General features: G+C 63.1%; 11 protein-coding genes. 4 read left to right on the top strand and 7 right to left on the bottom strand.

Features of this window, described 5'->3' with window-relative positions:
* Positions 1–55 precede the first annotated feature (55 nt).
* Together JF616_02915 and JF616_02910 are read left to right on the top strand one after the other, a co-directional pair.
* Positions 56–1612 (top strand): AMP-binding protein, encoded by a 1557-nt coding sequence (locus JF616_02915; GenBank protein ID MBW8886686.1) that lies wholly within the window; start codon positions 56–58, stop codon positions 1610–1612.
* Positions 1609–2535: a peptide chain release factor N(5)-glutamine methyltransferase gene (locus JF616_02910; protein ID MBW8886685.1), complete on the top strand. Its 927-nt coding sequence runs from the start codon at positions 1609–1611 to the stop codon at positions 2533–2535. Before JF616_02915 ends, JF616_02910 begins: the two co-directional genes overlap by 4 nt.
* A gap of 58 nt (positions 2536–2593) precedes the next feature.
* Here the strand turns inward: JF616_02910 and asnB are convergent, their stop codons facing one another.
* Complete coding sequence (gene asnB / locus JF616_02905; GenBank protein MBW8886684.1) at positions 2594–4513, bottom strand: asparagine synthase (glutamine-hydrolyzing); 1920 nt, start codon at positions 4511–4513, stop codon at positions 2594–2596.
* 120 nt (positions 4514–4633) lie between these two features.
* On the opposite strand from asnB, the gene JF616_02900 reads away from it, so the two are divergent.
* Positions 4634–5677 carry a FemAB family PEP-CTERM system-associated protein gene (locus JF616_02900; protein ID MBW8886683.1) on the top strand — a complete coding sequence of 348 codons (1044 nt, stop codon included), beginning with the start codon at positions 4634–4636 and terminating at the stop codon, positions 5675–5677.
* 2 nt (positions 5678–5679) lie between these two features.
* On the top strand, positions 5680–6942 hold the full coding sequence (locus tag JF616_02895) for a TIGR03087 family PEP-CTERM/XrtA system glycosyltransferase (GenBank protein ID MBW8886682.1): 1263 nt from the start codon (positions 5680–5682) through the stop codon (positions 6940–6942).
* Positions 6943–7005: 63 nt separating this feature from the next.
* On the opposite strand, the gene JF616_02890 is transcribed toward JF616_02895, so the two are convergent.
* The 6 genes from JF616_02890 to JF616_02865 form a co-directional block, all read right to left on the bottom strand.
* Positions 7006–7701 carry a hypothetical protein gene (locus JF616_02890; protein ID MBW8886681.1) on the bottom strand — a complete coding sequence of 232 codons (696 nt, stop codon included), beginning with the start codon at positions 7699–7701 and terminating at the stop codon, positions 7006–7008.
* A gap of 177 nt (positions 7702–7878) precedes the next feature.
* On the bottom strand, positions 7879–8046 hold the full coding sequence (locus tag JF616_02885; protein ID MBW8886680.1) for a PEP-CTERM sorting domain-containing protein: 168 nt from the start codon (positions 8044–8046) through the stop codon (positions 7879–7881).
* Positions 8047–8507: 461 nt separating this feature from the next.
* Positions 8508–10253: a PQQ-dependent sugar dehydrogenase gene (locus tag JF616_02880; GenBank protein ID MBW8886679.1), complete on the bottom strand. Its 1746-nt coding sequence runs from the start codon at positions 10251–10253 to the stop codon at positions 8508–8510.
* Between the two features lie 546 nt (positions 10254–10799).
* Positions 10800–12005: an L-2-hydroxyglutarate oxidase gene (gene lhgO, locus JF616_02875; GenBank protein MBW8886678.1), complete on the bottom strand. Its 1206-nt coding sequence runs from the start codon at positions 12003–12005 to the stop codon at positions 10800–10802.
* Between the two features lie 8 nt (positions 12006–12013).
* Entirely contained in the window at positions 12014–13252 is a 1239-nt protein-coding gene (locus JF616_02870; protein ID MBW8886677.1) for a VanZ family protein, read from the bottom strand.
* Positions 13253–13320: 68 nt separating this feature from the next.
* Positions 13321–14559: a GNAT family N-acetyltransferase gene (locus JF616_02865; GenBank protein MBW8886676.1), complete on the bottom strand. Its 1239-nt coding sequence runs from the start codon at positions 14557–14559 to the stop codon at positions 13321–13323.
* Positions 14560–14675 lie beyond the last annotated feature (116 nt).

Below are 14675 nucleotides of genomic sequence, written 5' to 3'. Positions count from 1 at the left end.
GACCGGATCAAGATAAAGCTAATTTTACCGGTTCACCAGGGAGAGATTCAGCCAAATGGATCACCGATACCAGAGATTATTGCACGACAGCCTGCTTGACTCAAGTACGCGCTTTCCTTCGAAAACCGCTTTGGTTGTGGAAGGAAAGCCATACCGCTACGACAATTTGAGGGAGCAAGCTTGTAACCTGGCCTCCTTCTTGTGTCGGGAAGGTTTACAACGCGGGGATCGCGTGGCCATCTACATGGATAATACCTGGCCCTGCGTCGTATCGATTTTCGCGATCCTGATGGCGGGCGGAACCTTCGTGGTGGTGAACCCGCAAACCAAACCCGATAAGCTGCGCTTCATCCTCAACGATTGCGGCGCCCGGTTCCTCTTCAGCGACGGGCACATCGCAACCGCTTTCGTCGAAGCCCTGGCGGACGCGCCTTCGATCCAATCGGTCATCGCTTCGGGAACCCTTCCGGCCGCATGCCCGCGCCCCTTGATCGCTTTCGATTCGGCTGTCGCTACGCCTGCCGGGAAGTTGCCGAGCCAGATCATCCCCCTGGATCTGGCCGCCCTCATCTATACCTCGGGCAGTACCGGCAATCCCAAGGGCGTGATGATGACCCACCAGGCCATGACATTCACCGCCGGGAGTCTAATAGAATATTTGCGCTTGCGCGACACCGATCGCATCCTGAACGTCCTGCCTCTCGCCTTCGACTACGGCCTCTACCAATTGCTGATGGCCATGCGCCTGGGCGCCACGCTCGTGCTGGAGCGTTCCTTCACCTATCCCGCCCAGATCCTGAACCGGGTGCAGTCCGAAGGGGTCACCGTCTTCCCCGGGGTGCCCACCGTCTACATGACCCTTTTGGGAATGCACGCGCGCAAGCCCCTTTGCTTCCCTTCGGTGGAGCGCGTCACCAACACGGCGGCGGCCCTGCCGGCCGACATCGTGCCGAGGTTGCGCGAGATCTTCCCCAATGCCCTCATCTTCCGCATGTACGGCCTTACCGAATGCAAGCGGGTGTGTTATCTGGAGCCCGAGTTGATCGACGTCAAGCCCGAATCGGTCGGGAAAGCCATCCCGGGCACGGAAGTCTTCCTGCTCTCCGAGGACGGCAAGCCCGTGCCGCCCGGCGAAACCGGCGTCCTGTACGTGCGCGGCCCCCACGTGATGCTCGGATACCTCAACCGTCCCGATCTATCCGCGGAGATGCTGAAACCGGGGAAGCTGCCGGGCGAACGCGTGCTTTGCACGCAGGATTTCTTCCGCATGGACGCGGAAGGCTTCCTCTACTTCGTGGGCCGCAGCGACGATATCATCAAGAGCCGCGGCGAGAAGGTGAGCCCCATCGAGGTGGAGAATTGCCTACACGGGATTCCCGGGGTGCGCGAGGCCGCCGTGGTGGGCGTCCGCGACGCGCTCATGGGCGAAGCCATCCGCGCCTACCTGGCCTTGGAAGAAGGCGCCGCGCTTTCCGACAAGGAGATCAAGGCCCATTGCCTGGCGCGCCTGGAGAATTTCATGGTACCCAAAGAAGTGATCTTCCTGCCGGAGTTGCCTAAAACCGCCACGGGGAAAATCCGCAAGAAGGAATTGTCCCGGGAGCCGCTATGACCGACCTTTCCGGCTTCGATGCGGCAGCCGAGGCCCGCCTTTCCGAGCTGCAATCCTTTTGGTCCCCGGCCCCTGACATGCCCGAGGAAACAGCGGAAACGGTTTTGAAGGCCTTGTGGCTGGCCGCCGCGGGAAGCCCCGCCTCGGCGGTGCGCGCGGCCACCCTGCCCTTGCCCCCTCTCGACGACGCGGCCCAGGCTCGCCTCTCGGCCCTGTTCGAGCGCAAGCGCGCGGGCGAGCCCCTGGCCCACCTTACCGGCCGGCAGGACTTCCTGGGCCTGGAGCTTTTGGCCGGGCCCGAGGCCCTCATCGCCCGCAAGGAAACGGAAATCCTGGCGCGCGCCGCCTTAGGCAAACTGAAGGCCATGGCCGGCCGGGAATTGCTGGTGCTCGAACCCTGCACCGGCAGCGGCAACGTGGCGCTGGCCATCGCGGCGGGCGAACCGCGCGCCCGCATCTTCGCCTCCGATCTTTCCCCCGAGGCCGTCGGCCTCGCCCGGCGTAACCTGGAGGTTACGGGTGCGGGCCGCGGGGGGGACGGGACGGGCCTCCGGGTGGAGTTCCGGGTCGGCGATTTGCTCTCCCCTTTCGAAGAGGAACGCTTCCAGGGCAGCGCCGATCTGGTCGCCTGCAACCCTCCGTACATCTCTTCCGCCAAGGTGCCCGATCTTCCAAACGCGATCGCCCGCGAGCCCTCCATGGCTTTCGACGGCGGCCCTTTCGGGGTATCCATCCTGATGAAGCTGATCAAGCAGGCCCCGCGCTTCCTGAAGCCCGGCGGCTGGCTTTGTTTCGAAGCCGGATTGGGCCAAGGCGAACCGATGGCCAAGCAATTGCGCCGCTCCTCCGACTACGATCTGGTGGAAACCGCCTGCGACGAGGCGGGGGCCGTGCGGGCGCTCATGGCGCGCAGATCGGCTTAGCCCGCGGCCGAGGCCGCCGGACAGGGAACCGGTACCGGAAGCCGGAGCCCTGGATCCCTTAGGACAAAAAATGATGGTGCAGCAATTGGGTGGAGGCCATGGCCACCACCCCCATCTCTTCGCGTTCGCCGAGATGGCCGCTTTCGCTCTGACGGGCCTTGTCCAGAAGCCGCGTCGCCGCTTGCGGGTCGAAATAGCCCGTGGCCTGGAGCGCCTCCGGGGTCAATAGCGAGGCGGCCAGGTTCTTGCCCGGATCGGAAAAGCAACGGCTGATCGGGGCCCGGTAGGGATGCTTGGGCCGATTCACGATGGCGGGGGGCAGCACGTCGGCGTAGGCCTGCTTGAGGATGTACTTCTCGGTCAAGGTCTTCACCTTGTACTTGGGCGGGATGGTGGCCGCGAATTCGATCAGGCGATGGTCGAGGAAAGGGAAGCGCCCTTCCACCGAATGCGCCATCAGCATGCGGTCGCCTTGCGAGCAGAGCAGATAGCCCGACATGAATACCGCCATCTCCAGGTATTGCGCGCGGCAGAGCGGATGCCAGCGGCGCATCTCGGGATCGACGTAGGCGTCCAGATCGGCGATCAGTTCCTCCTCCGTCCCCAGGCTTTCGCGGAAGGCGGGAGCGAACAGGCCCTTGATCCAACCGGTATTGCGCCAGCGGATCAGATGCGAGTAATAAGGATGATCGACGTCGGTGAGGCCGCGCTTAAAGAACTGGCGCCAGAAGGCGCCGGCCGCGGCGTTCTTCGCCACGTACCCGTATAGGCCCGAAAGCGGCAGGGAGCGCCAGACCGCTTCCGGGCTGCGCGCCCAGAAACGGCGGATCTTATCCTCCCGGAAGATATTGTAGCCGCCGAAGATCTCGTCCGCCCCTTCCCCGGTCAGGACCACCTTCATGCCGTGCTTGCGTACCAGACCCGAAAGCGACATCAACGGGGCGGGGGCCGTACGCGTCATCGGTTTTTCCGCGAAGCGGACCACGTCGGAAAAGGCTTCGCCGATATCGGCGTAATCGACCTCCATGATATGGTGATCCGTGCCGAGGAACTCCGCCATCTGCTTCTGGTAGGCCCGCTCGTCGTAGGCCGGATCGGCGAAGCCGACGGAAAAGGTGGTGAGGCCGGGATTATGGTGGCGCTTCACCAAGGAGGCGATGATGGAGGAATCCAGGCCCCCGCTCAGGTAGGAGCCGACCGGCACGTCCGCGCGGAGTTGCAAGGCGGTCGCATCGTGCAGCAAGGCGCGCAGGCGCTCGATCCACCACGATTCCGGGTGATCCTCATAGCCGCCGCGATCGGGGAAACGGTGCTTCCAATAGGCGTGGATGCGCATCGATCCCGCTTCCGCGACCAGCACGTGGCCGGGAGGTAGTTCCGAGACTCCTTTGAATACGGTGCGGGGCGGGATGTTGGCCCAGAAGGTGAAGATTTGCCCCAGGCCGCGGGGATCCATTTCCGCATTAAGGCCGGGATAGCGGAACAACGCCTTCATTTCGGAGGCGAACAGGAGGGCTCCGTCCGGAGCGGTGGCATGGAAGAGGGGCCGGATGCCCACCCGGTCGCGCGCCAGGATCAGGCGGCGCTTAGGCTCGTCCCAGACGGCGATGGCGAATTGGCCGTTGAGATGGTTGGGGAAATCCAGGCCCCATTCCTCGTAGCCATGGACGATGACCTCGGTATCCGTCTTGGTCTTGAAGCGGTGGCCCAGCGCCTCCAGCTCGGCCCGGATCTCGACGTAATCGAAGATTTCCCCGTTGAAGACCACGGCAATGGTACCATCCTCGTTGTAGATGGGTTGACGGCCGCCGGCCAGGTCGATAATGGACAAGCGCCGCTGGCCCAGGGCAATCCCGGGCTCGGCATGGTAGCCTTCCTCGTCCGGGCCGCGATGGATGAGGGCGCGGGTCATCGCCCTCAAGACCTCGGGATCGGGAGGGCGCCTGTCGGGATAGACGAATCCGGCGATTCCGCACATAGAAAATCAACCTCCGGGACGGGACAACCAAAGATAAACAATAGGCGCGGAAACCCGCGGAGCCCTTTCCCGAACGCTTGTCAATTATTCAATTTCCTTACTTCCGAAATCCGAGGACGCTTGCCCATCCAGACCTGGACTCCCAAATCCCCTCTTAGCGGCAATGACGCCGCCGCGTGGGACGCTTATGTGGCCGGCCATGCGGGCGGCACCGTTTTCCACTCTACCACGTGGCTGGAAATCCTGGACCGTAGTTACCGGCGTCCCTACCATCACTTCGCGGTGAAAGAGGACGGGCGCATCCGCGGATTGGTGAGCGTGTACCGGGTGCGCGGCCTTTCGGGAAAGAAAAGCCTGTACTCCTTGCCCTTCACCGCCTACGGGGGCGTCCTGGCCGACGATGCGGCCGTGGCGCGTCAGCTCCACGACGCCTGCCTGGAAGAGGCGCGGAAGGAGGGCGCGGGCATGGTCCATCTTCGCAACACGGTGGCTTCGGGGCTGGACTTGCCCACTTCCGATCTCAACGTGCAATTCTCCAAGCCCCTCCCCGATACCGAAGAGGCCTGCCTGGAATCCATTCCGCGCAAGTCGCGGGCCACGGTGCGCAAGGCCATCCAGAACCATGGCCTCGCTTACGTCGTCAATCGCGACGTCGATCTGTTGTGGCATCTGCATGCCGTGAATCTCAAGAAGCTGGGGACGCCCGTTTTCCCCAAATCCTTCTTCCGCGCCATCATGGAAGCGATGGGCGAAAAGGCCGACATCCTATTCGTCCTCCAGAAGGGCAAGGCGGTGGCCGGCGTGATGAACTTCTACTTCCGCGACATCTGTAACCCCTACTTCTCCGGCTCCCTTCCGGAATCCAATTCCACCGGCGCCAACAATTACATGTATTACGCGCTCATGTGCCACGGCCTGAAGAGGGGATGCAAGCGATTCGACTTCGGCAAAAGCCGGCGCGGCAGCGGATCCTTCGACTTCAAGAAGAACATGGGTTTCGAGCCGCAACCCTTGCCGTTCCAATTCATCTTCAACACCCGCAGCGAGCTGCCCACTTTCAACCCATCCAACCCCAAGCTCGCCCGGTTGCTGGATATCTGGTCCCGCCAACCGCTCTGGACCTCCAAGCTCGCCGGCCCTTTCCTGAACCGTTTCCTGCCTTGACGATGTCCTCCCCCCGCCTCCTCTACATCGCCCACCGCATCCCCTATCCTCCCAACAAAGGGGATAAGATCCGGTCATACAACGAGGTGCTTTTCCTTTCCAAGCGTTACGAAGTCGATCTGGTTTGCTTTCTGGAGGGCCCGGAGGACATCAAACACCTTAGGGTACTGCAAGATCTCTGCCGCACGGCCACCGGCTTCTATCGCGGCCCGCTCCTCAAGGCCTGGCGCCTGTTCACGGGCTTCCTGACCGCCCGGCCGTTGAGCGTGGCCATTTACGATCATGGGGCGATGCGCGCCAAGATCCGCCGCCTTATCGGCGAGCACGAATACGCCCGCATCGTGGTCTTCTCGAGCCAGATGGCCCAATACATCCCGGACGAACGCCTCCCCGGCACGGTGCTCGATTATTGCGACGTGGACTCGCACAAGTGGGACAATTACGCCGATCGCCTGCCCGTCTATTTCGCCTGGTTCTACCGCCTGGAGGCCCGCCGCCTCTTCGCCTTCGAGAATGCCGCCAGCCGCCTGGCCCTGGCCACCCTGTTCATCACGCCCGCCGAGCGCCAGATCTACCTGGGGTTGGGCGGCCAAGGCAATCTCCTGGTGATGGGGAACGGCGTCGATACCACCTACTTCGTCCCGAGCGAAGCCGGGGACGGTAAACCTGAAGGCGGAGCGCAGGGAGGCGAGGCGCCTCGGGGCGGAGCGCCCCGGCCCGAACCGGGCCGCATCCTCTTCACCGGGGCCATGGATTATTTCCCCAACGAAGAAGGCGTGGCCTGGTTCGCCAAAGAAGTATTCCCGTACGTGCTCAAGGATCATCCCCATGCGCGCTTCGTGATCGCCGGCAGCAATCCCACCGCGCGGGTCCGGGCCCTGGCCCGCGTCGACGGCGTGGACGTGACCGGTTTCGTGCCGGATATGCGCGCCGAACAGGCGAAGGCGCATATCGTGGTAGTGCCCTTGCGCATCGCGCGCGGCATGCAGAACAAGGTCCTGGAAGCCATGTCCAGCGGCAAGGCCGTGGTGGTGGGCAAGGCCGCCATGGGCGGCATCCACGCCGAGCATGGCCGCGATCTCTTCGTAGCCGAAACGCCGGCGGAATTCCGGTCTTGCCTGGGCCGCCTGCTATCCGATCCCTCCATGGTGGAGTCGATGGGCAAAGCGGCGCGCGCCTATATCGTCGAGCATCTGTCGTGGGAAAGGAATCTGGAACACGACCTGCTCCCGTTGCTGGCCGGAAGCACCGCTCCCGGCCCCTAAATCCGGAAACCTCACTCGCATCCGATGCGGGCGGGGGCGGCCCAAAGGGCTACCGGAAAAGGCTCATCTCTGCAGGGGTTGGGGATCCGGTCGCGTTCCGGGCGCTGCCGACGGGGCCGAAACGGCATCTTCAAGGGGATTCGCGGCCGAGGCGAAAGCCGGCGCGCCGGCGCCGGCCAACCCGAAGAGCTTGGAATTTTCGTGACGCACCGAGATGATCCGGCCCGGATTCCCCCCGACCAGGCAGCCGTCGGGAACGCTGCGCGACAGCACCGTGCCGCAATTCACGGTCACCCCGTCGCCTACATGGATGTTCCCGTACAGGATGCATCCCGTTCCGATCCACACGTTATTGCCCACGATAGGCAGGCGGGGGAGGCCCCCGGAGAGGCCGGTCCCGATGGTCAGGTTATGCGTGACGCTGACGTTCTCCCCGATGCGGGTCCTTCCGATGTAAATGGTTCCCAGATGGCCGATGTAGAATCCGGGTCCAATCTCGGCAGCGAAGATATCCACGTGATGGAAGAACCTCACCAGAAACGCGAGGTATTCCGAAAGGATGAAAATGGGAGCGGCCCAAATCCGGCCTTCGCGCAAAAGGGCCCGGCAATACCGGGTCAGGCGGTACACGGCTACGCATTGCAAGCCCAGATGGGTGGACCAGAGCTTGGCTTTCCGCCAGAACGTGACGGTCTTCCCGCCGAATTCGATTCGGTAGTATTTCTCCAGATCGGCTCGGAAAGGGCGGGTAGTTTCCATTTTGCATCGGAATCCGATACAGGATTGCCGAATGATCAAAATTAACGTTCGCGGAAACCCCTGAGCCAGGGAAATCCGAGGATGGAAACGGGAAACGGCCGTACGCGATTACGGCGGTTAGAGGACATTTTCGCGAACATCAACGGGCCGCGCAGGTGCGACCCGTGGTTCCCCGCTTTATTGATCCTTGAGCAGTCCGCGCGCAGCCAAAAGGCCTAACGCTCCCGCCCCCAGCATCGCCAAAGATCCCGGCTCGGGTACTGCCGGGATAGGGTTCGCGTTCCGGTCCAAGTCCGCGGTGGCGGCAATCCGCGCATCCGATCCGTCATCGCCTGGCTGTGTCACGTCCAAGTCCGGCGTCTCCGAATCAGGGCCCTCTAACGGATACTGCGACAAGCCCGTACCGACCGCGCCTCCGCAAAGCCGCGACGGGATCGGGTAGCCTTCATCCATTCTTCCCAGCCCGAAGGGGAGGTTCGCCGCCCCATAGCCGCCATGGTCTTTCGCAAGCCCCCTGTCCCGCGGAGCCAATCCAGGCGAACGATGCCCGCGGTGGCCGATCCACCCGGGGGCCCAGGGATCATAAGTAGCCGGCACGGTCCAATACCCCCCGTGCCCGCCTACGGAGGTTTCCGAGTGGATGGGCGCCGAGAATGATCCCGTAGCGAGGACGAGAAGGAGACCGGCTGCCGCCGGGAGTGAGTTCATCGGTCGCATTCGGACCACCTTACTTTAGAATCTGTTAAAAACCTAATTTGAATCTGAATAAACCTTTACTGGCCGTCGATCACAATATGGACTTTAACTCACGGTGAAACTGTAATCCCCGTCACAATCTTTCCTGATTCCGGGAAGGTTATGGTGATGATGCTCACACCTTGACCCGGCCTGCCCAAAGAGTAGGTTTGGGGCCCTGTACCGCGCCAAATCCCGATTTCACGCCCTTTCAGGTCCTTCTCGCGCACTACATGACTGCCCGCTTCACGGATTTCCAATGACCGCGCGCCCAAGCGGATGTCCGGTTGCCGGCCCGGGAGCCTGCGGATCGCTTCGGAAGCCCCCGGATGGCAGGACCCCGTGTACTCGAAGCGGCCAATCTGGGTATTCGGGGAGGTTGAGTGCCAACCGTCCCCGTAATCGACCACATAAATTGCCCCATCCGCGCCTTGTTCCACATCCAGGGGACGGCTCAATTGCTGGTCCGCGCTAACCATAACCGAATCGATCACGTAAGATCCGGTTTCGTCCAATTGCAGCACGCGGAGGCTTTTGGTAGCCCGTTCGGCCAGGAACCAGGCCTTGTCGAAATGCGGCGGGAACTTGATAGTCGAAGGCGATTCCGGGTCGTAATGGTAGAACGGGCCTACGGTGGGATGGTTGCCGACCAGGAATCCGTAGTTGAGCAGGTTGCTGTAAGCGTAGCGCGGGGTATCGGCGGGCGGCAGGGTTTTGGGCCCGTCGTTCCAGACCGAATTGTTCATCGGCGCTTTGGGATCGGGATTGTTATCCACCCACGGATGCATGCCTTCGAGCAGGAACTCGTTCTTGCCGGCCCAATAGGGATAGCCTCCGTAGACGGGATGCATGGCGACATTGTCCTCTTCGACGCGGGTCATGCCCATGCGGTTGGGGCCGAACTCGCCCCAGGTCACCCAGCCCCGCACGGGATCGACGGTGATGGAGTAGGGATTGCGGACGCCTTTGATGTAGATCTCCGGCTTCACCATGGACGTGTCGGCATAGACGCCGGCCAGGCTGTCCTGCCCCTTCTGCTTGAACCAATCCGAGTAGTATTCGGCGAAATTGCCTTTGGGGATGGTATAGCCTTTGGGCGAATCGTCGGGATGGATGCGCAGGATCGCTCCGCGCAGATTGCGCAGATAGGAAGAGGTATACTCGGCGCTGAAATCGCGGTACTTCTCGTTCACCGAAGGCGAAAGCTCGGTATTGGCGCCGACGTTGATGAGGAGGTTGCCGTCCGGATCGAAGGCCATGCCCGCGCCGCCCAGCACTATCGCCTGCAAGTGGGTATGTTCACGGACATAGGGGATCTCCAGGATCACCTTTTCCGAAGCCATGGGGATGGAGTCGCCGTCCACTTCGAAACGCGAGATGCGGTATACCGGTTTGTCCCAGGGCTCGTAGCGGAGAAAGATGCGATGGTTCTTGCCGAAGCCGGGATCGAGGGCGATGGCTTCCATGCCCGTTTCGGCATCCGGACCGGTACTATCGACCTTGTCGGGGGAATCCGTCCAGGTGTTCAGGGAGAGCAAGGTGCTGACCGTGCTGTCATCGGGGTTCCATCGCTTCACCTTGCCATGCCGCTCGATGAAGTAGACGTCCACCTTGCCGTCCCCGCGCAGGGCGGTGGCCAGCTTCAGGGGTTCATTCAAGGTGGAATCGGTCGTCCCTTGGCTGATCAGCTTGGCGTAACGGAATTCGCCCGGCTTCCAATCGGAACACGCCGGGGTCGTGAAGGCCGCCCGCACGGGCGCGAAAGCGATGAGCAAAATGGACAGGAAGAACGCCGGCGGCAAGAACGATTTGGACATGGTTCTCTCCCGATCCCGCATGGGATCCATTCGATTCAGGGCGTCGAACCCCCGTGGACGGGGTCCATCAGGTGATGCGACGGATTTTTTGACGAAGCGCTACGGAGGGAAAATACGCTTTCGCTTGGGGGTATGGAAAAGAAATCGAAGACTGGTTGTGGGCGCTGCGCGCGTGGGTCTCTGCGGGTTCGTCCCGGCGGGGACACCGGGCGCGCACGGCGCTAGGCCGATCCCCGGGTCTTTCCACGTTCCGGGAATAGGCAGGCCCGCGAATCTTTCTTCGGGGCCGTGGATGCGCGTTCGCGGGCCATCGGTAAACCGGTTATCGCCTATTTCCGGAACGTGCCCGCTTGTTATGCGCCCGGCGCCCCCGCCGGGCCGACCCCGCGCGGTCCCGCGTCGCTTGACGGCCAGCCGCCTTCGCTTTGTGTTGCCGTGTCGGGGCTGGCGCCTTCTCCCTCATCTTACGGGGGAACGGAGAGAAATGCCGAGTTGAGGGGGCGGGATTATGGGGCGGGGTGGACGGGACGATCGGCCCCGGCGCGCTCAGCGGGTAGCGGCGGTGTAGCGGGAGACGATTTCTTCGCCGATGGCCAGGGAGGCGGTGGCGGCGGGGGAGGGGGCGTTGAGGACGTGCAGGCTGCGTTTGCCTTCCGCGAAGGCGAAATCGTCGACGAGGGATCCGTCGCGCTTGAGGGCTTGGGCCCTCACGCCCGCGCCGGCAGGCGTCAGCATCTCCGCGCGTACTTCGGGTAAGAGGCGTTGCAGGGCTTTCACGAAGGCGGCCTTGGAGAACGAGCGATGGAATTCGCCCAGGCCCATGCGCCAATGGCGCGCGGCCAGCTTGCGGAAGCCGGGGTTCAGCAGCACCTCGGCCAAATCGCGCGCATCGAGATCGGACTTCCGGTAGCCTTCGCGCTTGAAGGCCAACACGGCGTTGGGGCCGCATTCGATGCCTCCGCCGATCATGCGCGTGAAGTGCACGCCCAGGAAGGGGAAGGCGGGATCGGGAACCGGATAGATGAGGTTCCGCACCAGCGGGGCGGCGGCGGGGGACAAGTCGTAATACTCGCCGCGGAAAGGGACGATGGCGATCTTGGGATCGAGCCCGTCCAGACGCGCCAAGCGGTCGCTCATGAGGCCGCCGCAATTGATGAAGAAGCCGGCGGAGAACTCCGCCTCTCCCGCGCCCACCACCTTGGCGTCGGGCAGATCGCGCAACGAATCCACACGGCTCGAAAGCCGCACCTCGCCGCCCAGGGAACGGATCCCGGCGGCCAGGGCCTCCGACACCTTTTTATAGTCCACGATGCCGGTCTCGGGCACGTGCAAGGCCCGGATGCCCCCCGCATGCGGTTCCCGCTCGGCGATGGATTCCTTTTCCAGCACGCGCACCCCGCGCAGCCCGTTGGCCTCCGCCCGCTGCCGCAAGGTTTCCAGTTGGGGCAGCTCGGCATCGGAAAGCGCGACCACGATCTTGCCGCAGATCTCGTGGGGGATGCTTCTCGCTCGGCAGAACTCCACCATCTGCGCGTAGCCGCGGCGGCACAGCCGGGCCTTGAAGCTTCCCGGCTTATAGTAGATGCCGGAATGGATGACGCCGCTATTATGCCCCGTCTGGTGGCGCGCCACGCCGGCTTCCTTCTCCAGAACCAGCACCTTGCGGCCGGGATGGGCCTCCAGCAAACGGAAGGCGGTCGCCAACCCCACGATGCCGCCGCCGGCGATAATGACGTCCGCTCTTTCGCCCATGCGCCGGCTTACACCTGCTCGTCGTCGTCCCGGGCCATGTATTCCCTGAAGGCCGGCCAGCCGCGCGAAAGGGCCAAAGCGCCGGCGAAGCCGCCCAGCACGGCTCCCAGCACGTCGGTGGCATCGGCGTAGCGGCCGGGCACGAATCCCTGCAACGCTTCCACGACGAAGGCGAGCGCGCCGGATAGCAAAACGCCCTTGGCCTCCATGCGGACCCCGGGGTGGAAATAGGCCAGCAGGAATCCCAAGGGGAAGAACAGCATCGCGCTTTCGATGAAATCCCCCAGGGCCTGGAAAGTGGTGTGCTCGTAGTAGGGCATGAATAGCACCCAGTTGAACCCGGAGTAGTGGGACGAGAAATGATAGGGATACCACGCGCGCGCCGCGGACGACAGGAAGATCATGGCCGCGCCGGCCAGGGTCCAGGTGCGCGGGCGGAGATGGAAACCGGGGAAGAAGTAGGCGATGCCGCCCGCCGCCGATCCCAGCATGGCAACCAGGGCGTCCTGGACCTCGGGCAAGCGGGATTGGATGAAGGCTTGGGAAAGCTCGAGCGCCCCTCCCAGGGCGCCCAAAAGGATCGCGCCCCACAACGCCGGCAGCCGGAGACCCGCTTCCGCGAACAGGCGGCACATGAAGAGCGAAGCCAACAGGAACCGGATGAAGCTCATCAGATCGTCATCGGGATTGGCGAACGTGAAGGGATGGCGGATGAGGGGCTTGAGATGGGAGATGACGAGCCCCACGTCCAGGCTGAAATCGAAAGGCTCCCAGCAACCGGCGATCACCAGGCCCAGGAAGATGATAGCGGGGAAGGCGGAGGGCGCGTCCAGGAAGCGGCGCGCCAGGGGATGGGTCTTGAAGCCGAGCACCGACCGCTTGAAGGACATGGCGACCAAAAGGCCGACGGCGGTGCCCACGGTATTGAAGATGACGTCGGACAGGGCGGGATAGCGCACCGGCGAGAAGATCTGCAGGAACTCCACGCTGGCGGAGAGGGACGCGCCCATCAGCACCACGGCGGCCTTGCGGGCCAGGGAGCTCTTGTAGATGAGCGAGAAATAGCCCAGGAAACCGAAGGGCATGAACAACATGATGTTCTGGACGATATCGGAAAGGATGATGTTGTCCGCGGTACCCCCCAGCGGGCGCCAATTGATGCGCTGGGCCTCGCGGAGGAATCCATGCCATCCGATGTCGAAGCGGAAAGGGAAAGTGGTGCCGTACACGACGAACACCGCGAACATGATCCACAGCAGGCGGGCGGTCTTTTTGCGGGGGCGGGCCGCCCCCGCCGGAGCGGCGGAAGGCGCTCTCAGGCCGAGATGCTTCCCCGCACCATGGGGCCCAGGGCGTTTGCCAGCTTCAAGGGGAGCTTCGCCCATACGTTTCGGGTCCATCCTAGCTTGCCCTGCGAAACGTGCCAGGCCCGTTCCAGGAAGTGGCCTTTGTCATCGAATTGGTAACGATACAAATTACTTTCCCGGGCCAACCACTGCTTCTTGAACCGGTAGGTGCCTTCGTCCTTGGTGCTGCGGCCGAAATCGACGCGCGCGCAATCCCGTTCGAAGGCGAACTGGATGGCCTCCCAGTAGAGCGCGTTATTGGGGCAATGCACCCGTTCCTCCTTAAGGGTCGAAGCCCAGGGGATGACCAGCTCGTCCTTCCACAGGATGCGGAAAAGCCCGCCGATGCACTTCCCTTCGCGATGGGCGATGCCGATGGAAGCGCCCGGGAAATGCTTGAGGACGGCGGCGAAGAATCCCTTGGCGTGGGTGGGCGAGCCCAGGTCGCGCATGTTCACGCAGAAAACCTCGTAGAATTCGTCCAGATGTTCCTCGCGGCCCCAGCTTACGGTCACGCCCGATTTCTCCGCCTTACGCACCTGGTTGCGCACCTTGGCGTCGAGGCTCTTCCAGTAAGCGTTGGCGCCGTGGTCGGGGGCCGGCTTCGCGCCGCCCTGGCCCTTACGCGTCCCTGTCTTGATAGGATAGGTGGCCGCATCGACGGGTACGGCCCCATCCCATTCCGACCAGACCGCCCCTTCCGCTATCCAGGGCTCCTCGCTCTCCAGGCCATCTTCCATTTCATCGGCCGCGACGGGGGTCCAATCGGCCTCCGGGGACTCTTCGGGCGGCTCTTCGCGCAAGGGCAGGATCATGCACACCTTCCCGTCCTCGGGAACCGGCAGGCCGGCGAGGGGAAAGCGGCTGCGGATCTCGAGGCCCGCCTTGCCGCGTACGGCTTCGGACAAAAGCTTCTCGCGCAGCACGTCCTCGCTGTCGAGATCTTCGGCCAGGATGCCGCCGTAATCCAGATAAGGCAGCGCCACCAGGTGGCGCCCGAAGGCCGCCGAGGCCAGGTGGCAGGCGGGGGCGTAGCCCCGTATCTTCCCGGTTACGGGGTCGGTCCGCACGAAGGCGAACGCTTCCTTTCCGTAGGCTTCGCGTATTACGTCGAGCCAGGCGGGGTCATGGCAATAATTGGCCTTCGGGGATCGGTCCAGGAAATCCCGGCAAGCCCGTTCCAGGCTCGGGTCGTAAATGCGAATCATATGCTACTCCTCACGGAGAGGTAAAAGGCGCGCTAGCGCCTTGGCCGCTGGTCTCCCCGCCGCTTAAAAACGGGGCGATGCGTCATTCTGTTAGGGAAGATAAATTCCGGTCGAAG

The sequence above is a fragment of the Fibrobacterota bacterium genome (assembly GCA_019509785.1).
Lineage (GTDB): Bacteria > Fibrobacterota > Fibrobacteria > UBA11236 > UBA11236 > Chersky-265.
Note: the sequence above shows the minus strand (reverse complement) of the source record. Positions and strands in the feature narration are given on the sequence as shown.